This window comes from Halomonas salipaludis (genome assembly GCF_002286975.1).
GTDB lineage: Bacteria > Pseudomonadota > Gammaproteobacteria > Pseudomonadales > Halomonadaceae > Franzmannia > Franzmannia salipaludis.
In genome coordinates this window covers 272545-291588 of the sequence record NZ_NSKB01000001.1, presented here as the reverse complement: position 1 = coordinate 291588, position 19044 = coordinate 272545, and the positions used below count along the sequence as shown (strand labels likewise).

The 19044-nt window shown below is 65.2% G+C and carries 20 protein-coding genes and 4 tRNA genes; 16 read left to right on the top strand and 8 right to left on the bottom strand.

Going from position 1 to position 19044, the window contains the following annotated elements:
- Nucleotides 1-100: 100 nt before the first annotated feature.
- The 7 genes from clpX to CK498_RS01480 form a co-directional block, all read right to left on the bottom strand.
- Nucleotides 101-1381 carry an ATP-dependent Clp protease ATP-binding subunit ClpX gene (gene clpX / locus CK498_RS01510; protein WP_095619086.1) on the bottom strand — a complete coding sequence of 427 codons (1281 nt, stop codon included), beginning with the start codon at nucleotides 1379-1381 and terminating at the stop codon, nucleotides 101-103.
- 78 nt (nucleotides 1382-1459) lie between these two features.
- Nucleotides 1460-2080, bottom strand: coding sequence for an ATP-dependent Clp endopeptidase proteolytic subunit ClpP (clpP, locus tag CK498_RS01505; protein WP_095619085.1), 621 nt, complete (start codon nucleotides 2078-2080; stop codon nucleotides 1460-1462).
- 115 nt (nucleotides 2081-2195) lie between these two features.
- On the bottom strand, nucleotides 2196-3554 hold the full coding sequence (gene tig, locus CK498_RS01500) for a trigger factor (RefSeq protein ID WP_095619084.1): 1359 nt from the start codon (nucleotides 3552-3554) through the stop codon (nucleotides 2196-2198).
- Between the two features lie 276 nt (nucleotides 3555-3830).
- Nucleotides 3831-3905: transfer RNA gene (locus CK498_RS01495), tRNA-His, on the bottom strand.
- Between the two features lie 44 nt (nucleotides 3906-3949).
- A tRNA-His gene (locus CK498_RS01490) sits at nucleotides 3950-4024 on the bottom strand.
- A gap of 61 nt (nucleotides 4025-4085) precedes the next feature.
- A tRNA-Arg gene (locus CK498_RS01485) sits at nucleotides 4086-4162 on the bottom strand.
- A gap of 71 nt (nucleotides 4163-4233) precedes the next feature.
- A tRNA-Pro gene (locus CK498_RS01480) sits at nucleotides 4234-4310 on the bottom strand.
- A gap of 211 nt (nucleotides 4311-4521) precedes the next feature.
- Between CK498_RS01480 and folD the strand changes: the two genes are divergently transcribed.
- The 6 genes from folD (at nucleotide 4522) to CK498_RS01450 (ending at nucleotide 8698) form a co-directional block, all read left to right on the top strand.
- Entirely contained in the window at nucleotides 4522-5385 is an 864-nt protein-coding gene (gene folD, locus CK498_RS01475) for a bifunctional methylenetetrahydrofolate dehydrogenase/methenyltetrahydrofolate cyclohydrolase FolD (protein ID WP_176475684.1), read from the top strand.
- A 69-nt stretch (nucleotides 5386-5454) separates the two neighbouring features.
- Nucleotides 5455-5922 (top strand): S-ribosylhomocysteine lyase, encoded by a 468-nt coding sequence (locus tag CK498_RS01470; protein WP_095619082.1) that lies wholly within the window; start codon nucleotides 5455-5457, stop codon nucleotides 5920-5922.
- Nucleotides 5919-6641 carry a 5'-methylthioadenosine/S-adenosylhomocysteine nucleosidase gene (mtnN, locus tag CK498_RS01465; protein ID WP_095619081.1) on the top strand — a complete coding sequence of 241 codons (723 nt, stop codon included), beginning with the start codon at nucleotides 5919-5921 and terminating at the stop codon, nucleotides 6639-6641. Before CK498_RS01470 ends, mtnN begins: the two co-directional genes overlap by 4 nt.
- Nucleotides 6642-6744: 103 nt before the next feature.
- Nucleotides 6745-7107 (top strand): flagellar protein FlaG, encoded by a 363-nt coding sequence (locus tag CK498_RS01460; protein ID WP_095619080.1) that lies wholly within the window; start codon nucleotides 6745-6747, stop codon nucleotides 7105-7107.
- A gap of 251 nt (nucleotides 7108-7358) precedes the next feature.
- Nucleotides 7359-8399 (top strand): asparaginase, encoded by a 1041-nt coding sequence (locus tag CK498_RS01455; protein ID WP_095619079.1) that lies wholly within the window; start codon nucleotides 7359-7361, stop codon nucleotides 8397-8399.
- Nucleotides 8400-8461: 62 nt separating this feature from the next.
- The gene (locus CK498_RS01450; RefSeq protein ID WP_095619078.1) at nucleotides 8462-8698 is read left to right on the top strand and encodes a DUF2789 domain-containing protein; all 237 of its coding nucleotides are present in this window, start codon (nucleotides 8462-8464) and stop codon (nucleotides 8696-8698) included.
- Between the two features lie 152 nt (nucleotides 8699-8850).
- Here CK498_RS01450 and fliE read toward each other — a convergent pair whose 3' ends face one another.
- The gene (gene fliE / locus CK498_RS01445; protein ID WP_095619077.1) at nucleotides 8851-9180 is read right to left on the bottom strand and encodes a flagellar hook-basal body complex protein FliE; all 330 of its coding nucleotides are present in this window, start codon (nucleotides 9178-9180) and stop codon (nucleotides 8851-8853) included.
- Between the two features lie 251 nt (nucleotides 9181-9431).
- Here fliE and fliF point away from each other — a divergent pair, with 251 nt between their 5' ends.
- The 10 genes from fliF (at nucleotide 9432) to fliO (ending at nucleotide 19043) form a co-directional block, all read left to right on the top strand.
- On the top strand, nucleotides 9432-11195 hold the full coding sequence (gene fliF / locus CK498_RS01440) for a flagellar basal-body MS-ring/collar protein FliF (RefSeq protein ID WP_407645813.1): 1764 nt from the start codon (nucleotides 9432-9434) through the stop codon (nucleotides 11193-11195).
- Nucleotides 11195-12205 carry a flagellar motor switch protein FliG gene (gene fliG, locus CK498_RS01435; RefSeq protein WP_176475683.1) on the top strand — a complete coding sequence of 337 codons (1011 nt, stop codon included), beginning with the start codon at nucleotides 11195-11197 and terminating at the stop codon, nucleotides 12203-12205. The genes fliF and fliG overlap by 1 nt, the downstream gene beginning before the upstream one ends.
- Nucleotides 12198-12980, top strand: coding sequence for a flagellar assembly protein FliH (fliH, locus tag CK498_RS01430; RefSeq protein ID WP_095619076.1), 783 nt, complete (start codon nucleotides 12198-12200; stop codon nucleotides 12978-12980). Before fliG ends, fliH begins: the two co-directional genes overlap by 8 nt.
- Nucleotides 12973-14358: a flagellar protein export ATPase FliI gene (gene fliI, locus CK498_RS01425; RefSeq protein WP_095619075.1), complete on the top strand. Its 1386-nt coding sequence runs from the start codon at nucleotides 12973-12975 to the stop codon at nucleotides 14356-14358. Before fliH ends, fliI begins: the two co-directional genes overlap by 8 nt.
- Complete coding sequence (fliJ, locus tag CK498_RS01420) at nucleotides 14358-14816, top strand: flagellar export protein FliJ (protein WP_095619074.1); 459 nt, start codon at nucleotides 14358-14360, stop codon at nucleotides 14814-14816. Before fliI ends, fliJ begins: the two co-directional genes overlap by 1 nt.
- 72 nt (nucleotides 14817-14888) lie before the next feature.
- Entirely contained in the window at nucleotides 14889-16277 is a 1389-nt protein-coding gene (locus CK498_RS01415) for a flagellar hook-length control protein FliK (protein WP_095619073.1), read from the top strand.
- Between the two features lie 214 nt (nucleotides 16278-16491).
- Nucleotides 16492-16977 (top strand): flagellar basal body-associated protein FliL, encoded by a 486-nt coding sequence (fliL, locus tag CK498_RS01410; protein WP_095619072.1) that lies wholly within the window; start codon nucleotides 16492-16494, stop codon nucleotides 16975-16977.
- Nucleotides 16978-17024: 47 nt separating this feature from the next.
- On the top strand, nucleotides 17025-18077 hold the full coding sequence (fliM, locus tag CK498_RS01405; protein ID WP_095619071.1) for a flagellar motor switch protein FliM: 1053 nt from the start codon (nucleotides 17025-17027) through the stop codon (nucleotides 18075-18077).
- On the top strand, nucleotides 18070-18564 hold the full coding sequence (gene fliN / locus CK498_RS01400) for a flagellar motor switch protein FliN (protein ID WP_095619070.1): 495 nt from the start codon (nucleotides 18070-18072) through the stop codon (nucleotides 18562-18564). The genes fliM and fliN overlap by 8 nt, the downstream gene beginning before the upstream one ends.
- Nucleotides 18561-19043 carry a flagellar biosynthetic protein FliO gene (gene fliO / locus CK498_RS01395; RefSeq protein ID WP_095619069.1) on the top strand — a complete coding sequence of 161 codons (483 nt, stop codon included), beginning with the start codon at nucleotides 18561-18563 and terminating at the stop codon, nucleotides 19041-19043. The genes fliN and fliO overlap by 4 nt, the downstream gene beginning before the upstream one ends.
- The last annotated feature ends 1 nt before the right edge of the window (nucleotide 19044 follow it).

Genomic DNA, 19044 nt, shown 5'->3' with positions numbered 1-19044 from the left:
CAAAATCGGGTGGTTGGTCTGGTGATGGGGGCACCGCCGGCAGTTTACAAGCGAACGGGGCCATGACTGACATGGCCCCGTGCACGGTTCGGCGGCGGACTCAACCGTCCTTGCCAGCCACCTTGCCCTCGTCTTGCTGAGAGTAGATCAGCAGTGGCTCGCTATCGCCGGCAATCACCGACTCATCGATCACCACCTTGGTGACACCCTCCAGCGAAGGAATCTCGTACATGGTATCGAGCAGCACTGACTCGAGAATCGAGCGCAGCCCGCGGGCGCCGGTCTTGCGGGCCATGGCCTTGCCGGCCACGGCGCGCAGGGCGTCCTCGCGGAAGTCCAGCTCCACCCCCTCCATGTCGAACAGCTTGGCATACTGCTTGACCAGCGAGTTCTTGGGTTCGGTGAGGATCTGGATCAGCGCATCCTCGCTGAGCTCGGTGAGGGTGGCAATCACCGGCAGGCGACCGACGAACTCGGGGATCAGGCCAAACTTGACCAGGTCCTCCGGCTCGACGCCAAGCAACAGATCGCCGACGCCCTTGCTCTCGTCCTTGCTCTTGACGGTGGCATTGAAGCCAATGCCGCCCTTCTCGGCGCGGTCACGAATGACCTTGTCGAGACCGGCGAAGGCGCCACCGACGATGAACAGGATGTCACCGGTGTCGACCTGCAGAAACTCCTGCTGTGGATGCTTGCGGCCACCCTGGGGCGGCACCGAGGCGGTAGTGCCCTCGATCAGCTTGAGCAGCGCCTGCTGCACGCCCTCGCCCGACACGTCACGGGTGATCGAGGGGTTGTCCGACTTGCGCGAGATCTTATCGATCTCGTCGATGTAGACGATGCCCTTCTGGGCCTTCTCGACATCGTAGTCGCACTTCTGCAGCAGCTTCTGAATGATGTTCTCGACATCCTCACCGACATACCCCGCCTCGGTCAGCGTGGTGGCATCGGCGATGGTGAAGGGCACATTGAGCAGTCGCGCCAGAGTCTCGGCGAGCAGCGTCTTGCCGCTGCCGGTCGGGCCGATCAGCAGGATGTTCGATTTGCCCAGTTCCACATCGTCGGACTTCACATCGGCACGCAGCCGCTTGTAGTGATTGTACACCGCCACCGACAGCACCATCTTGGCGCGGTCCTGACCAATCACATAGTCGTCGAGGGTGTGACGAATCTCGCGCGGAGCCGGCAGACGATCTTCGTCGCCCTCTGCGTCGGCCTCGAGGACTTCCTCGCGAATGATGTCGTTACACAGATCGACGCATTCATCGCAGATATAGACGGACGGGCCTGCAATCAGCTTACGGACTTCGTTCTGGTTCTTGCCGCAGAACGAGCAGTAAAGCAGCTTGCCGCTGTCGTCCTTGCCTTTGCCGTCGGCCATTCGCGTACCTCATTACGGACGGCGGCCGGTAAGCCGCCGGAGTTGCCTATCGTGAAATCTCAGTAGCAAATCACGCTATCAGGATGCCGGACGCTTATCCAGCATGGCATCGATCAGACCATACTCTGTCGCCTGGGCGCCGGTCATGAAGTTATCACGATCGGTGTCCTTGGCAATGGTCTCGATGTCCTGACCGGTATGATCAGCGAGAATCTGATTGAGGCGGTGACGGATACTGAGGATCTCCTTGGTGTGGATCTCGATATCCGAAGCCTGGCCCTGGTAGCCGCCCAGCGGCTGGTGAATCATCATCCGCGAATTGGGCAGGCAGAAGCGCTTACCGGCGGCACCGCCGGCAAGCAGCAGCGCCCCCATGCTCGCCGCCTGGCCGATGCATACCGTAGAGATATCGGGCTTGACGAACTGCATGGTGTCGTAGATCGACATCCCAGCGGTTACCGAGCCGCCCGGCGAATTGATGTAGAGCTGGATGTCCTTGTCCGGGTTCTCGGACTCGAGAAACAGCAGCTGTGCTACCACCAGGTTGGCCATGTAGTCTTCCACCGGGCCCACCAGGAAGATCACACGCTCCTTGAGCAGGCGCGAGTAGATGTCGTAGGCCCGCTCGCCGCGTGCACTCTGCTCGACCACCATCGGCACCAGGCCACCGGCGTTTTGAATATCGAACTCGTTGCCCATCTGTGTGATGTCCTTTATCTGCTGTGGTAAGCATCCGGACTGGCCCGGATATCGTCTACCTTACATCATGACGCCAGACCCGGCGGATGCCGGGCCTGTCAACGCTTGCGGGGGCTCAGCCCTTGGCTTCAGCGTCTTCGTCGTCTTCGCCATCATCAGCGGCCTCGGCCTGCTGCTGAGCGGCCTGCAGCGCCTGCTCGTAGGACATCTCGACATCCTTGACGGTGGCCTGTTCAAGCAGTGAGTCGACCGCCTTCTCTTCGAGGATCGCCGACTTGAGCTGGGTCTTGAGCTGGTCGTTGCCGAGGTAGTACTCGATCACCTGCTCCGGCTCCTGATACTGCTGAGCCAGCTCCTCGACCTTGACCTTGATCTCATCGTCGCTCGCCTCGAGCTCGCCGGACTTGATCACCTCGGCCAGCAGCAGGCCGACCTGTACGCGGCTCTTGGCCTGCTCGGCGAACAGCTCGTTGGGCAGCTGGGAGACGTCGAAGTCCTCGCCCAGGCCGAACTGCTGCGCGGCCTGACGCTTGAGCGCATCGGTTTCCTGCTGCACCAGCGCCTGCGGCACCGGAATGTCGTTGGCGTTCTTGAGCGCCTCGAGCACCTGCTGCTTGACGCGGTTATCCACTGCCTGCTTGGCTTCGCGGGTCATGTTCTTGTGCACTTCGGCACGGAACTTCTCGACATCACCCCCTTCGACGCCGAACTGCTGGATGAACTCCTCGTTGACCTCGGCAAGCTGCTGGGCGCTGACCTTGTGCACCTTGACCTTGAAGGTCGCCTCCTGGCCGGCCAGGTTCTCGGCCTGGTAGTCCTCGGGAAAGGTGACCTTGAGCTCCAGGTCGTCGCCCGCCTTGGCACCCACCAGCTGCTCCTCGAAACCGGGGATGAAGCTGTTGGAGCCCAACACCAGGTCGTGATTCTCGGCACTGCCGCCTTCGAAGGGCTCATCGCCCAGGAACCCCTGGAAGTCGATGCTGACCTGATCGCCGTCTTCGGCGGCGCGCTCGACGCTCTCCCAGGAAGCGTTCTGCTTGCGCAGGGTCTCGATCATCTGATCGATATCGGCGTCCTTGACCTCGACCACCGGGCGCTCGACCTCGGTGCCCTCGATGCCGTTGAGCGCCACTTCGGGATAGATTTCCAGCGTCGCGACGAACTCGAGATCCTTGCCTGACTCGTTGACGGTCGGCTCGATCTGCGGGAAGCCGGCGGGATTGAGGCTCTCCTGGGTGATCGCCTGGACGTAACGCTCACGCATCACCTCACCGACGACCTCATTGCGCACCTGCCCGCCGAAGCGCTGACGCACCACGGCCATCGGCACCTTGCCCTGGCGGAAGCCGTTCAAGCGAACGTTCTTGGCGGTATCCTTGAGGCGGGCCGCAACGGCCTGATCGACCTCTTCTGCCGGCACCTGAACCTTTACACGGCGTTCGATCTGGGAGGTCGTTTCGACGGAAACTTGCATGAATAGTCCTCTACCGACTGGGCGTTCTGATGAATGCGTTGTCTGTTGAATGCGTGAATGGCTGTTTTGCGCAGCGAGAGCAAAGGGGTAATTCTATGAACCCCGCCAGCCGCTGGCAAGCGCGTCATGCCTCGACAATGGGGGCGATGCGGCTATTTGCAAGGCGTGCTGCCTCACTGGGCTGGATTTATCACGACACATACGCCAAAGATCGCCAACGCCAACCGGCGTAGCGAGACGAAATACGGGGAGAAGAGAATACCATGCGGGAGGTAATGGGGTGGATGATGGGGATCGAACCCACGACCACCGGAGCCACAATCCGGGGCTCTACCACTGAGCTACATCCACCACTACCTTGACACCTGACAACCAACAACGATCATGCTGACGAATGGGGTGGATGATGGGGATCGAACCCACGACCACCGGAGCCACAATCCGGGGCTCTACCACTGAGCTACATCCACCACTGCGTCACCCACAACCGATCAAGGCCACTCATCGAACCCGCCACGACGGCGCCTTACTTGGCGCGCCCAGCAGGACTCGAACCTGCAACCTACGGCTTAGAAGGCCGTTGCTCTATCCGATTGAGCTATAGGCGCATTCTACGACCTTCAGGCTCATACCGACAACCCAAGGATGATATTTATTCAATATAATCATAGGGTTGAAATGGTCGGGGTGGAGGGATTCGAACCCCCGACATCCTGCTCCCAAAGCAGGCGCGCTACCAGACTGCGCTACACCCCGGCGACATCTCGCTCGGCTTATCGGCGCCTCTGAGGCCCCGACAATGCGAGGCGTATTCTACGTATGTTTCGCCTCTGGTCAAGCCCTTAGCGCCATCAGTGTCGCGCATGGACGCTTTGACTCCGGCCCGGGGCATGCGAAAATCGCCGCCCACGACGTTTTCAGCCCGCGTCCAGCCACGGGCGACCACCATGCTCCAGGGGATTTCTCGATGACCGCCCAGTTGATCGATGGTAAGGCGATTGCCGCTCACGTACGCCAACAGGTAGCTCGCCGGGTGGCGGCGCGCCGTGAGGCTGGCGCACGCACACCCGGCCTTGCCGTGATCCTGGTTGGCGACGACCCTGCCTCCCACGTCTATGTGCGCAACAAGCACCGCGCCTGCGACGAGGCCGGCGTTCACTCGGTCCAGCACCAACTGCCTGCCGCTACCACCCAGGCCGACCTCGAGGCGATGATCGACGAGCTCAACGCCGACCCCAGCGTCGACGGCATCCTACTGCAGCTACCGCTGCCTGGGCATCTCGACGCAGGACCGATCCTCGAGCGCATTCTGCCGCACAAGGACGTCGACGGCTTTCACCCCTATAACCTCGGGCGCCTGGCCCAGCGCCAGCCGCTGATGCGGCCCTGCACCCCCAAGGGCATCATGACCCTGCTACAGGAGAGCAGCCTGAAGGTCCGCGGCCTGAATGCCACCGTGGTCGGCGCATCCAACATCGTCGGCCGGCCGATGGCACTGGAGCTGATGCTGGCCGGCTGCACTACCACCGTCTGCCACCGCTTCACCCGCGACCTCGAGGAGCACGTGCGGCGCGCCGAACTGCTGGTGGTGGCCGTCGGCAAGCCGGGGCTGGTCAAGGGCGAGTGGGTGCGCGACGGCGCCATCGTCATCGACGTCGGCATCAACCGCGAGGACGACGGACGCCTGATCGGCGACGTCGAGTTTGCCCCGGCCGCCGAGCGCGCCAGCCACATCACCCCGGTGCCCGGCGGCGTGGGACCGATGACCGTCGCCTCGCTGCTCGAGAACACGCTCTACGCCGCCGACCTACACGACGCCATGCAAGGCTGAGCCGAGTCAGGTAGAATGCGCGCCTTCTCAAGGCTACACGCCCCCCATTTCCAGCATCGCGAGGCCGTCATGAGCGAACAGCAGATGAACGTGGAAAGCTTCAATCTCGACCACACCAAGGTCAAGGCCCCTTACGTGCGCCTGGCCGGGGTCAAGGTCGGCGACAACGGCGACCAGATTCACAAGTACGACATGCGCATCTGCCAGCCCAACCAGGCGCACATGGAGATGCCCGCACTGCACTCCCTCGAACACCTGATGGCCGAACTGTCGCGCAACCATAGCGACAAGGTCGTCGATATCAGCCCGATGGGCTGCCAGACCGGCTTCTACGTCGCGCTGATCAACCACGACGACTACGACGACGTGCTCGAGCTGCTGCGCAAGACCCTCGAAGACATCCTGGTCGCCACAGAGGTCCCGGCCTGCAACGAGATGCAGTGCGGTTGGGCGGCCAGCCACAGCCTCGCAGGCGCCCAGCAGATCGCCCGCGAGTTCCTCGCCAAGCGTGACGAGTGGACGGACGTGTTCGCATGAAGCGTATCGGCATCATCGGCGCCATGGCCCAGGAGGTCGCCCACCTGGCGAGCCTGCTCGACGACAGCAAGACCCGCCAGCACGTAGGCTGCACCTTCTATACCGGCCGCCTGCACGGCGTCGAGGTGGTGATCCTGCAGTCCGGCATCGGCAAGGTGAACGCCGCCATCGGCACTACCCTGCTGCTCGACACCTACCAGCCCGAGGCGATCATCAACACCGGCTCCGCCGGCGGTTTCGGCGAAGGGCTCGAGATCGGCGACGTGGTGATCTCAAGCGAAGTGCGACACCATGACGTCGACGCCGTGGTGTTCGGCTATGAACACGGCCAGGTACCGCAAATGCCCGCCGCCTACCTGCCCGACCAGCGGCTGGTCACGGTGGCACGCCAGAGCGTCGAGTCGCTCGGCGAGGTGCGCGTGGTCGAAGGCCTGATCGCCACTGGCGATGTGTTCATGTCCTGCCCGGAGCTGGTCACCAAAACGCGTTCGCGGTTTCCCACCATGCTCGCCGCCGAGATGGAGGCCGCCGCCATCGCCCAGACCTGCCATCTCTACGGCTGCCCGTTCGTGGTGATCCGTGCACTCTCCGATATCGCCGGCGGAGACGACAACCACGTTAGCTTCGAGCAGTTCCTGGAAACCGCTGCCGACCACTCGGCACGGATGGTCACGGCCATGGTCGCGCGGTTGGCCACGCCCAGCCCCACGCCGGCCTGACGCCTAGCCCGTGAGCGAACCATCGATCAACCGCTAAAGAACCTCCTCGCCCTGCCGATACTATTCAATGACAATAGTAGTCGGCAGGGTAAGAGGCCCCACCATGAGCGACCTGATCAACGATATTAGCCCCGCGACTCGCGGCCTGAGCGCCCAGCAGCGCCTCGACAGCATGCTCGTACAGCTCGGTCACAGCCCGCTCCCCACCCCCGAGAGCCAGGCAGAGCGCGGTGCTGCCGCGCTGCCACCAGCGGGTGATCTCATTGAGCCGGTGCTGCGTATCAACGAAGTGATGCGCCCCTACGGCGTCGAATTCCACCTCGATGAGTTCGACTCGCGCACCGTGACGCGGATCGTCGACCGCGACAGCGGTGACGTGATTCGCCAGATTCCCAGTGAAGAAGTACTGCGCATCGCCGAATCGCTGAGCGAACTGCAGGGTCGCCTGATCAACCTGGAGGTCTAGGAGCCAATCTCGTTAAATGGCGGGCTGACCTACATCCCCGGCGCCTGGCCCCGGGCGTTACAGACAGATGTCTACCTGCCCCTCGATGACCCGCGGCGCTGGTTGGTCCACGGCGGCGGCTGGCAGCGCCGAGATCGTGGCGACATGGCCGGCATCGACCTCCTCAGCCGCCGGGTCGGCGACTGAATCGTACCGCCAACCTCGGGTATCATGGCAGCCCGAATCCTTAGAGCCGCAACAGGAACCATGCCATGGCGCTGCCCCCTCGCCCGCTTCTCGTCGTCTACTCCGGCGGCACTCTCGGCATGCTGCCCAGCGCCGCGGGCCTGGCACCCGGGGGTGACATCGGCCGCCGCCTCGACGCCGCCCTAGCCAGCCTGCCGCCGGCACGCCGCGCCGATTTGCCGCCCTACGAGCTGGTCGAGACGCCACAGCCCATCGACTCCAGCACCGCCACCCCAGCCACCTGGCAGGCGCTGGCCGGGCTGATCGCCGCACAACACAGCCGCCAGTGCTATACCGGCATCGTGGTGCTACACGGCACCGACACCTTGGCCTGGAGCGCTGCCAGCCTCGCCTACCAGCTGCAGGGCATCGACATCCCAGTGGTCGTCAGCGGCGCCATGCTGCCGTTGGAAGCCGAGGGCTCCGACGCCCTGGACAATATCGAGGCGGCGCTACGCTTCGCCGCCGAGCCGGGTCTCAAGGAGGTCGTGGTGTGTTTTTCCGGCAAGCTGCTGCGCGCTACCCGCACGCGCAAATGGCATACCCAGGCAGCCGATGCCTTCACCAGTCCCAACTATCCGCTGCTCGGCGAACTGGTCGACCACCGCCCGGTGCTCTATCCCAGCCGCGGCCTGGCTGAGCAGCAGCGCGGCGCACCACGCTTCGAGCTGCCCGACTATGCCGGCAATAGCGTAGTACGCATCGCGCTGTGGCCCGGCATCGCCGCCTGGCAGGTTGCTGCCTGGCTCGAGCCCAGCACAGTGCAGGGCGCCCTGCTCGAAGTCTGGGGTGGCGGCAACGCTCCCGACGACTCTGAGCTGCTTGGCGTACTGGCCCGCGCCAGCGGCGAAGGCAAGCTGCTGGCCGCCCTCAGCCAGTGCCCCCACGGCGGCATCGAGATCGGCCACTACGCCGCCGGGCGCGGCCTTGCCGATGCCGGCGTGCTTTCCGCCGACGCCATGACACCGGAAGCCGCCTTCACCAAACTGGTCCACCTGCTGGCCCAGCCGCTCGACGACACCGAGCGCAGGCGGCGCTTTCTCACTGCGCTGGCCGGCGAACGTTGAGCGGCAAAGGCCGCTGCGACCCGCTATGGTGTAGGGACATATCGTCCATCAGGGAAACTGCCATGGAACCACCGGTCCATCATTTCAGCGAGCTGTTCGAACAGCTCGGCCTGGCCGCTGACGCCGCCTCCATCGAAGCCTTCATCGAACAGCATTCCCCGCTGCCCGACGCCCTGCCACTGCCCGACGCCCCCTTCTGGAGCCGCGCCCAGGCCAACTTCCTTCACGAGGCGCTGGAGGACGACGCCGACTGGGCCGAGGTGGTCGACCACCTCGACGCCTCGCTGCGCAAGAGCTGATGCCCACCCACCAGTAACCACGATGCCCGGCCATTTGGCCGGGCATCGTCATGTAATGCCAGTATTAAACAAGGGAAGCACTGAAGAAATCGTCGAACGAGATGACGCGCAACGCAGCGATTCGCTCGTGCAGACCTTTATTCAGTGTTTACCTAGACCTGCATATTCATCACGTCCTTATAGGCCGTAACCAGGCGATTTCTCACCTGCACGCCCATTTGGAAGGCCACGCTGGCCTTCTGCATATCGACCATCACGTCGTTGAGTGCCACGTCCGGGTCGCCGGACTGGAAGGCGGTGGCTTTGGCGCTGGCGGTCTGCTGCAGGCGGTTGATGCGCTGGATCGAGGCCTGCAGCTCATTGGCAAAGCCGCCTTGGCCGACCGCCGTGGAGAGGTGCTGGCCCTTGTGCTGGGCGCCGGCGGCCTGGGTCGCCAACGACTGCATCTGCGCCACGGCCGACTGAATCGCGGGTGTACTCATGCGTCTCGACTCGCTGGTTGGAGAGCGTGAGGCAAGCCTAGCAAGGCAACCGCTACCACCAAAGCGGCAATTGGCGAGCAAAACTCCGGCTTTTCTTCCCTTTAGCCTTTACCTACCTCCGCATAATGGCGTTCATCAACACGACCGCCTGCCGACACTGGGCGGCGAATCGGACAGCTTGTGGAGCCGGATGGCGCAATGATTTTCGACACCGACGCAGGGCAACGCCGCAGGACCTCAGGAGACACGCTGTGAGCGAGGCCCAGACCAACGCTGGCGCACAGCCGGCCGGCAACCAGCGCAGCGCCGAGGGCGCCGCAACGACAGGGATGCGCGGCCTGACGACCGCCAAGCTTGCCGAGCAACTGCGCGCCAATCCGCTGGTGCCGCTGATGATCGCCGTGGCGGTGGTCATCGCGATCATCATCGCCCTGCTGCTGTGGGCCAAGAGCCCCGACTACCGCGTGCTCTACAGCAATCTCAGCGAGGCAGACGGCGGACGCATCATCAACGAACTCGACACCCGCGGTGTCGACTACCGCATGGGCCCTGGCGGCCAGGCGCTGCTGGTGCCCAGCGACCAAGTCCATACCCTGCGACTGCAGCTCGCCGAGCAAGGCCTGCCCCAGGGCGGCAATGTCGGCTTCGAGCTGATGGACGACCAGGCCTTCGGGGTCAGCCAGTTTGCCGAGCAGGTCAACTTCCAACGTGGCCTGGAGGGCGAGTTGTCGCGCTCCATCGAATCCCTCGGCCCAGTCAACCGGGCACGCATTCACCTGGCCATGGCCAAGCCGTCGGTGTTCGTGCGCGAGCGCGAGCCGGCCAAGGCCTCGGTGGTGCTCACCCTGCATGGCGGGCGCAGCCTCAGCGAGGGCCAGGTCGATGCCATCGTGCACATGGTTTCGAGCAGCGTGCCCGAACTCTCCGCCGACAACGTCACCGTGGTCGACCAGGCCGGGCGCCTGCTCTCGCAGCGTGGTGGCACCAGCCGCGACCTCGACGGCACCCAGCTTTCCTATATCGACGAAGTCGAGCGCTCCTACAAACGCCGCATCGAGAACATCCTGTCACCGATCCTCGGCAGCCAGAACGTGCGTGCCCAGGTCGCCGCCCAGATCGACTTCTCCACCCGCGAGGAGACCTCCGAGCGCTATGGGCCCAACCAGGCGCCCAACGAAGCCGCGGTACGCAGCTCGCAGCTGAGCACCTCCTATCGCGGCGGCGATGAGCTGGCGATGGGTATTCCCGGAGCACTGACCAACACCCCACCGGGCGTAGCCCCCTCGCCGATCAACCAGCCCCTCGATGACGAGGGCAATCCCATCGAGCCGGAAGCACTGGCCGAGGGCGATGCCCCCAGCGACCTGCGCCACGACAACGTCATCAACTACGAAGTCGACCGCAACGTCGAGCATATTCAGCATCGTCGCGGCCAGATCGAGCGCCTCTCGGTGGCGGTGGTGGTCAACTACCGCGAAGAGACCGATGCCGACGGCGACACCCAGCGCGTCGCCTTGAGCGATACCGAGATCGCCCAGCTCAACCGCCTGGTGCGCCAGGCCATGGGCTTCTCCGAAGCGCGCGGCGATGCTGTCGAAGTGGTCAACAGCCCCTTCACCCTCGACCAGGAAGAGCTCGACCAGCGCGCCTGGTGGGAGTCGCCGGAACTCCAGGCCATGGCCATCAGCGCCGGTCGCTACCTGCTGATCGCCTTTATCGCCCTGCTGCTCTACCTGCTGCTGCTGCGCCCGCTGATCAAGCGCTACACCGAGCAACCGCTGGCCGCGGCCGCCATCCCCGAGCCGGGCTTCCGCGCCACCGTCGGCAACGACGAGGACGGCGAGCCCAGCGAGCAGCTCGAGGACGACAGCTACGCACCGCCGCCGCGCAAGAAGCGCAAGTCGTCGGCCTATGAGCAACAGCTCAAGGATGTCCGCGAGATGGCTCAGGAAGACCCGCGCCTGATCGGCATGATCGTGCGCAGCTGGATCCACAAAGACGAGGGCAACAGCTGATGAGCAAGACCGCCCAAATCACCATGAGTGGCGCCCGCCGCAGCGCCATCCTGCTGCTCGCCCTCGACGAGGACAGCGCCGCCGAGGTGTTCAAGTACCTGGCGCCGCGCGAGGTGCAGGAGATCAGCCAGGAGATGGCAACCTTGGACCAGGTCTCCCACGAGGAGATGCGTCAGGTCCTCAACGACTTTCATGACGAGGCCGAGCAGTTCACCGCTATCAACCTGCACTCCAGCGACCATATCCGCTCGGTGCTGACCAAGGCGCTGGGCAGCGAACGCGCCTCGAGCCTTATCGAAGATATCCTCGAGACCACCAGTACCAGCTCCGGCATCGACTCGCTCAACCTGATGGAAGGCTCGCTGGTCGCCGAAATGATCCGCGACGAGCACCCACAGATCATCGCCACCATTCTGGTGCACCTGGAGCGCCATCAGGCCGCCGACATCCTCGAGCACTTCGACGACAAGCTGCGCAACGACGTGGTGCTGCGCATCGCCACCTTCAGCGGCGTGCAGCCGGCGGCGCTGCAGGAGCTCACCGAAGTGCTCGGCGGCATGCTCGACGGCCAGAATCTCAAGCGCAGCAAGATGGGTGGCGTAAGAACCGCCGCCGAGATCCTCAACCTGATGAATTCCAGCCAGGAAGAGGTGGTCATCGAGACCGTGCGCGCCCACAGCGAAGACCTGGCGCAGAAGATCATCGACGAGATGTTCCTGTTCGAGAACCTGCTCGACCTGGACAATCGCGCCATCCAGCTGGTGCTCAAGGAGATCGACACCAACTCCCTGGTGATCGCGCTCAAGGGTGCCCCGGACGCGCTGATGGAAAAGTTCATGCGCAACATGTCGCAGCGCGCCGCCCAACTGATGCAGGAGGACATGGAAGCCCGCGGGCCGATCCGCGTCTCCCAGGTCGAGACCGAACAGAAGAACATTCTGCAAGTGGTGCGGCGCCTGGCCGACGCCGGCGAAGTCGTACTGAGTGGTGGAGACGACACCTATGTCTGACGCCTGGCGCGATCTCGATGATCGCCAGGATGACGACTGGCGGCGCTGGCAGATGGACGAGCTGGGGCAGCCTCAGCGTGCCCAGCAAGAGCGTGAGCGCAAGCGCCGCGAGGCGATCCGCCAGCAGGCCTTCCAGCGCAATGCCGAGATCGAAGCGCTGCGCGAGAAGGTTCGCGAGGAAGCACGCCAGGAAGGCTATGCCGCCGGCCAGGCCGAGGGCTACCAGGCCGGCTACGACCTGGGCCTCGCCGAAGGCCGCGAGACCGGCGAGCAAGAGCTCAAGCGCCAGGCCCAGAAGACCCTGGCTCCACTCGCCCCGCTGGCCCAGCACTTCAGCGAGGCGCTGTCCCGCCTCGACCAGGACATCGCCGACGACCTCGTCGAGCTGGCGCTGACCACCGGGCGCCAGCTGGCCGGCGAGGCCCTCGACGCCCATCCCGAGCAGATCCTCGACATCGTTCGCGAGCTGCTCCACGCCGATCCGGCGCTCAGCGGTCGCCCGCGGCTGTGGCTACATCCCGCCGACCTGAGCCTGGTCAAGGCTCACCTCGGTAACGAATTCGATGCCGCCAACTGGCAGCTGCAGCCCGACGACACCATCAGCCGCGGCGGCTGCCGGGTGACCAGCCCCAGCGGCGAACTGGATGCCACCTGGGAGCGGCGCTGGGCCACCATCACCGCCATGGTGCGCCAGCGCAAGCCAGGCGACACCCGCGCCAACGGCGACCGTGATGGCGATGCGGCACTCCGCGAAGAGGGCTCCGACAATGGTTGACGTCGTCGCCGACAACCGTCACCAGCGCCACTGGCAGAAGACGCTGTCGCGGGTCAGCTCGCGTATCGAAACAGTGCCCCACTACCGCAGTAGCGGGCGCATCGTGCGCGCTACCGGCATGGTGCTGGAGGCGGTAGGCCTAAAGGTGGCGCTGGGCAGCGCCTGCAGGATCGAACTCAGCGGCCACGGCGAGACGCAGTACGCCGAGGCCGAGGTGGTGGGCTTCTCCGGCGACAAACTATTCCTCATGCCACTGGCCGAGATCAGCGGGCTCTCCCCTGGCGCGCGGGTACTGCCGCTCAGCGACGGCGACGGCGGCAGCGCGCGGCGCTTCCCGATCGGCGACTCGCTGCTGGGGCGGGTGGTCGACGGCAACGGCCGCCCGCTGGACGACCAGGGCCCGCTCGACGACGCCCCCTTCGCACCGTTGGCCACACCACCGCTCAACCCGCTGTCGCGGGCGCCCATCGAGGCACAGATCGATGTCGGCATCCGCGCCATCAACGCCCTGCTCAGCGTCGGCCGCGGCCAGCGCATGGGCCTGTTTGCCGGCTCCGGCGTTGGCAAGTCGGTGCTGCTGGGCATGATGGCCCGCTACACCCAGGCCGACGTCATCGTCGTCGGGCTGATCGGCGAGCGCGGCCGCGAGGTACAGGACTTCATCGACAATATTCTCGGCGAAGAGGGGCGCCGCCGCGCCGTGGTGGTCGCCGCCCCCGCCGACACCTCGCCGCTGCAGCGCCTGCAGGGTGCCTCCTACGCCACCCGCCTGGCAGAAGGCTTCCGCGACGCTGGCCGCAACGTACTGCTGATCATGGACTCGCTGACCCGCTACGCCATGGCCCAGCGCGAGATCGCCCTGGCCATCGGCGAACCGCCGGCCACCAAGGGCTATCCGCCGTCGGTATTTGCCAAGCTGCCGGGGCTCGTCGAGCGTGCCGGCAACGCTCGACGCGGCGGCGGCTCGATCACGGCGTTCTATACCGTGCTCACCGAGGGTGACGACCAGCAGGACCCCATCGCCGACTCGGCGCGGGCGATCCTCGACGGCCATATCGTGCTGTCGCGCACCCTGGCCGAGTCCGGCCACTATCCGGCCATCGATATCGAGGCCTCGATCAGCCGCGCCATGACCGCCATCGTCGCCGACGACCAGCAGCGCCAGGCGCAACAGTTCAAGCAGCTATTCTCGCGCTTCCAACGCAACCGCGATCTGATCAGCGTCGGCGCCTACAGCGCCGGCCACGACCCGCAGCTCGACCATGCGGTACAGATCTACCCGCACCTGGAGCAGTTCCTGCAGCAGCGGATCGATGAACAAGCCACCGCCGACCAGTCACGTCAGTCGCTGACAGCACTCATTGGAGGGGGTAAATAATGCAACAGCAACCGCTCGACACCCTTCTCGACCTGGCCCGCGAGGCCCGCGACAACGCCGGCATGGCACTGGCCAACGAGCGTCGCACCCAGCAGCACACCGTGGCCCAGCTCGACGCCCTGGGCCGCTACCGACTGGAGTACGCACAGCGCCTACAGGACGCCATGCACGCCGGCATCGACCCGGCCACCATGCATAACTATCAGCAGTTCCTGGCCTCGCTTGACGCCGCCATCGTGCGCGCCAGGCAGGCCCTCGGCGATCAAGAGCAGCGCGTGGCCTCGAGCCAGCAGCACTGGCAGCAGGAGCAGCGCAAGCTCTGCTCCTACGACACCCTGGCCAGCCGCCGCGCCGACCAGCTCCGCCAGCAGGCCCAGCGTCACGAACAGCGCGTCAACGATGAACTGAGCACCAATGCTCTGCTGCGCCGCCGTCGCGAGCAGGACGACAGCCACTGACACAACCCGGTCGCGCCACCCCGCGCGGCCACTTCGCCGGCAACCACCGGCTGGCCCGTACAAGGAGGCACCATGGACATATCTGCGCTTCTGACCGCCACAGCCGGCACCGGCAAGGCCGCCAGCACCCAGCCCGGAGGCAAGCTCCCTGCCGACGGCGCTTTCGCCAAGCAGCTCAGCCAGGCCGCCAACGCTGCAGGCCTCACCCAACTACTGGAAGCGAGTCACACCAAGCCTGAGGCCAGCGGCGACGGGGAACTACCCATCGACCTGGCAGCACTGGCCGAACGGCTGGTCGAGGATATTGCCAATGACGTGGCCAACGACGAGGGCCAGGCCTCAGCGCTGACATGGATCGAGGGCGTGCTCGACGAGGTCAGCGACGAAGCCAGGGGCGAGGCGGCAGTGGCCGAATCACCATTGGCCGCCCTAGAGGCGCTGCTCAACGGCAACGCCCAGGCCAATCGCCCGCTGGCAGGTGCCGTGAGCCTGGACGCCGGAGAAGAGTCGGCGCTGCTGACCGAGGTACGCCAGCGCATGGCGCTGATCGACGCCGCCGGCCGACCACTGGCCGAGTCCGTCCAGGGCAACCCGTCAAGCAACCAACGACCGGGCGCCGAACTGGCCACGCTGCAGGCGCGTGCCCTCAGCCAGCCCGAGGGCGATATGCGCCAGCCGCGCGCCGCAAGCAACGCCCTGCTGCTCGACCCCGCCGCCGCGCGGGACGTCCAGCCCGCCGGCCGCGAGGCGCTCGCCGAGATCACTCAGCAAGCGCTGCGCAGCGCTGCTCAGGCCGCCCCCGCGGCGAGCCCCGGCACCACTGCCAGCCCTCAGCCAGCCGCCGGCCAGCCCCAGTCCGGTAGCGAAGCCCCGCTGTTCGCCGCCCTGAGTGGCCGCAGCGAGGCACCCAGCGCTGCCAACGGCGAGACCAACGGCATGCCAGCAGCACCGCCGGTCGCCAGCGCCCAGGGCACCACCGCCAGCCCGCAGCCGCTCGGTCAGCCGCCGGCCAGTGCCGCACTGAGCGCTCCTGTGGCCAGTCACCAGTGGCAACAGCAGCTCGGCCAGCAGCTGGTCAACCTCAGCCAGCGCGGTGACCAGCGCGTCGAGCTGCGCCTCAACCCCGCCGAATTGGGGCCGCTCTCGGTGAGCCTCAAGCTCGGCGAGAACGGCGCCCAAGCACAGTTCCTCTCGACCCACGCCCAGGTTCGCGTGGCCCTCGAGCAGGCCATCCCGCAGCTGCGCGAGGCCCTCGAGGAACAGGGTATTTCACTGAGTGAGGCAACGGTCGGCGAGCACGCGGGTGGCCAGCAGGGTGAGATGGCCTTCGCCAACGGCGGCGGTAGCGGCCAGCAAGGCGGCAGCGCTTCAGGCAACGAAGACAATGCCGTGGGTGATACCACCGAGGCGCTGCCGGGCCGTCCGCTGGAGCTCGACGGCCGCGTCGACCTCTATGCCTGAGCGCACCGTGTGGCAGTGCGTTGAGTCGTCACCCTCAATGTCTCGTCCGCCGGGCCGATAACGATGTAGCAGGTCAAGGCCTTGCGGATCTGGTAAAGCACCAAGATACGCCGTTTAGGCCGGCCTTTTCGAACCATGGCGATGGCACGGCTATCGCCATACTGCTTTCTAGAATGCACCCCTCGGGGTCGCCCATCTATCGGTGGCAAAGACAATGGCAAAGAATCGCAGCGCGGGCAGCCGCAAACCCTGGTGGATCATCGGCTTGCTGATCATCCTGTTCTCGATGGGCAGCTCGGCGGCCATGTACTACATGATGGACAGCCGCAGCGGAGAGAGCGACCCAAGCGCCCAGAGCGTGGTCGAAGAGGCCCGCGCCCCGGCGCCGATCTTCGTCGACATCAATCCGTTCACGGTCAACCTGCAGAGTCGTCACTACGACCAGCAGCTGCTCTATATCGGGCTGTCGCTACGGGTCGGCAACGACACCACCCGCGAGCTGATCGAAGAGCACATGCCGCAGGTGCGCAGCCGGCTGCTGATGCTACTCTCCAGCCAGCAGGCCGAGGACTTGGTCAGCCCCGAGGGCAAGCAGCAGCTCTCGGCCGAGATCCTGGCCCTGTTCGACCAGCCGCTGACCGACCCACAGCCGTCACTGATGGTCAACGACGTGCTGTACACCGAATTCATCGTCCAGTGACCGCGACGCTGAACCCTTGAGTCTTCATCGAGAAGTGCAATAGCGCCATGTCCCAAGACGATCTGCTCTCTCAGGAAGAGATCGACGCCCTGCTCAAGGGCGTCAGCGGCGAAGAAGAGGCTGCCCCTAGTAGCGATAGCAAGGGCAGCGACGCGCGCATTCGCCCCTATGACCCGGCCACCCAGCATCGGGTCATCCGCGAGCGTCTGCACGCCCTGGACATCATCAACGAGCGGTTTGCGCGGCACTTCCGCATGAGCCTGTTCAACCTGCTGCGGCGCAGTGCCGACATCACCGTCGACACCGTGCGCTACCAAAGCTACAGCGAATTCTCGCGCAATGTACCGGTGCCCACCAACCTCAACCTGGTGGCACTCAAGCCGCTGCGCGGCTCGGCGCTGGTGGTATTTCCACCCAGCCTGGTGTTCATGGTGGTCGACAATCTGTTCGGCGGCGACGGGCGCTTTCTCACCAAGTCGGAAGGCCGCGAGTTCACCCACACCGAGCAGCGCATCATCCGCCGCCTGCTGAAACTCGCCCTGGACGCCTACCAGGAAGCCTGGCGCTCGGTGTACCCGCTGGAAGTGGAGTTCCTGCGCTCCGAAATGCAGGTCAAGTTCGCCAACATTACCAACTCGCCCAACGAGATCGTGGTCAACAGCACCTTCCACCTGGAAGTCGGCAACCTGACCAGCGATTTCCAGATCTGCATGCCCTACTCGATGATCGAGCCGCTGCGCGAGCAGCTCAGCGGCCCGCTCACCGACAGCCACCCCGAAGAGGAGCGGCAGTGGGGCCAGCGCATGGCCGGCGAGATCAAGCGCTCCCACATCGAACTGATCGCCGACTTCGTCGAGATCCCCAGCAGCATCGGCCGGGTGATGTCGCTCGAAGTTGGCGACGTGCTGCCCATCGAACTGCCGGAGATCGTCACTGCACGCGTCGACGGCGTGCCGGTGATGCGCTGCGAATACGGTAGCCAACACGGTCAGCGTGCACTGCGTGTCCACAGCCTGATCGAGCATGCTTCATCCAAGTCGGCCAAGGAAACTTTCGTCAAAGGGTCAACGCCGCAAGCCAAGGAATCCGATAATGACTGATCCCAACAAGCCTGATCCCAACAAGCCCGATCAGAGCGCCACCGACGACGATTGGGCCAGCGCCATGGCCGAACAGGGCGATGCGGCGCCCGCCGAGGACGACCCCTGGGCCGAAGCGCTGGCCGAGCAGGCCGAAAGCGAAGCCGAGGCCCCGGCCAGCCAGCCGGAAGCCGCCGGCTCCCAGGTCTTCAAGCCCCTCGACAAGGGCCAAGGCAGTGGTGCCGCCCGCGACCTGGAAATGGTCATGGACATCCCGGTCAAGCTCAGCGTCGAGCTCGGCCGCACCCGCATCACCATCAAGCAGCTGCTCGAGCTCGCCCAGGGCTCGGTGATCGAGCTCGAAGGCCTGGCCGGCGAGCCGATGGATATCCTGATCAACGGCTACTTGATCGCCCAGGGCGAAGTGGTGGTGGTGGATGACAAGTACGGCATCCGCGTCACCGAGATCATCACCCCCTCCGAGCGCGTGCAGAAACTCAACCGATGAGCGAGCGCGTTTCGACAGCCGAGTCCGCCCCGCAGGTCGATACCAGCGGTCTGGCAGCACTCGAGGGTAGCGTAGGCAGCAGCGACGCCCTGCTCGGCATGGCGGCGCTGGGCAAGACCGCGGCGGCCCTGGCGCTGGTGGTAGCGGTCATCTTCCTGTGCAGCTATCTGGTCAAACGCCTGCATCCGCAGGGGCGCGCGCACGGCCAGCACCTCAAGGTGGTCGGCAGCACTGCAGTGGGCAACCGCGAGCGGGTGGTCATCGTCGACGTCGAAGGCACCTGGTTGGTGCTCGGCGTGGGCGGCGGCCAGGTCAACAAGCTCCACGAGTGCGCCGCGCCGGTCGACACTGCACCGCCCTCACCCGAACACCCGGAAGGCAGCAGCTTCGCCACGCGCTTCGCCAGCGCCTTGAAGCACAATTTATCCCGCAACAGTGCCGACCAGGCCCTGGGCCGCGGCAAGGGCAGCCGGCCGTGAC

Coding starts and splice junctions, on each gene's coding strand:
- fliL (WP_095619072.1), top strand. CDS start 16,492: ATGGCAAAGAATCGCAGCGCGGGCAGCCGCAAACCCTGGTGGATCATC.
- fliH (WP_095619076.1), top strand. CDS start 12,198: ATGTCTGACGCCTGGCGCGATCTCGATGATCGCCAGGATGACGACTGG.
- fliO (WP_095619069.1), top strand. CDS start 18,561: ATGAGCGAGCGCGTTTCGACAGCCGAGTCCGCCCCGCAGGTCGATACC.
- fliM (WP_095619071.1), top strand. CDS start 17,025: ATGTCCCAAGACGATCTGCTCTCTCAGGAAGAGATCGACGCCCTGCTC.
- tig (WP_095619084.1), bottom strand. CDS start 3,554: ATGCAAGTTTCCGTCGAAACGACCTCCCAGATCGAACGCCGTGTAAAG.
- clpX (WP_095619086.1), bottom strand. CDS start 1,381: ATGGCCGACGGCAAAGGCAAGGACGACAGCGGCAAGCTGCTTTACTGC.
- fliJ (WP_095619074.1), top strand. CDS start 14,358: ATGCAACAGCAACCGCTCGACACCCTTCTCGACCTGGCCCGCGAGGCC.
- fliG (WP_176475683.1), top strand. CDS start 11,195: ATGAGCAAGACCGCCCAAATCACCATGAGTGGCGCCCGCCGCAGCGCC.
- CK498_RS01455 (WP_095619079.1), top strand. CDS start 7,359: ATGGCGCTGCCCCCTCGCCCGCTTCTCGTCGTCTACTCCGGCGGCACT.
- CK498_RS01460 (WP_095619080.1), top strand. CDS start 6,745: ATGAGCGACCTGATCAACGATATTAGCCCCGCGACTCGCGGCCTGAGC.
- CK498_RS01450 (WP_095619078.1), top strand. CDS start 8,462: ATGGAACCACCGGTCCATCATTTCAGCGAGCTGTTCGAACAGCTCGGC.
- fliE (WP_095619077.1), bottom strand. CDS start 9,180: ATGAGTACACCCGCGATTCAGTCGGCCGTGGCGCAGATGCAGTCGTTG.
- fliN (WP_095619070.1), top strand. CDS start 18,070: ATGACTGATCCCAACAAGCCTGATCCCAACAAGCCCGATCAGAGCGCC.
- fliI (WP_095619075.1), top strand. CDS start 12,973: ATGGTTGACGTCGTCGCCGACAACCGTCACCAGCGCCACTGGCAGAAG.
- CK498_RS01470 (WP_095619082.1), top strand. CDS start 5,455: ATGAGCGAACAGCAGATGAACGTGGAAAGCTTCAATCTCGACCACACC.
- CK498_RS01415 (WP_095619073.1), top strand. CDS start 14,889: ATGGACATATCTGCGCTTCTGACCGCCACAGCCGGCACCGGCAAGGCC.
- mtnN (WP_095619081.1), top strand. CDS start 5,919: ATGAAGCGTATCGGCATCATCGGCGCCATGGCCCAGGAGGTCGCCCAC.
- folD (WP_176475684.1), top strand. CDS start 4,522: ATGACCGCCCAGTTGATCGATGGTAAGGCGATTGCCGCTCACGTACGC.
- clpP (WP_095619085.1), bottom strand. CDS start 2,080: ATGGGCAACGAGTTCGATATTCAAAACGCCGGTGGCCTGGTGCCGATG.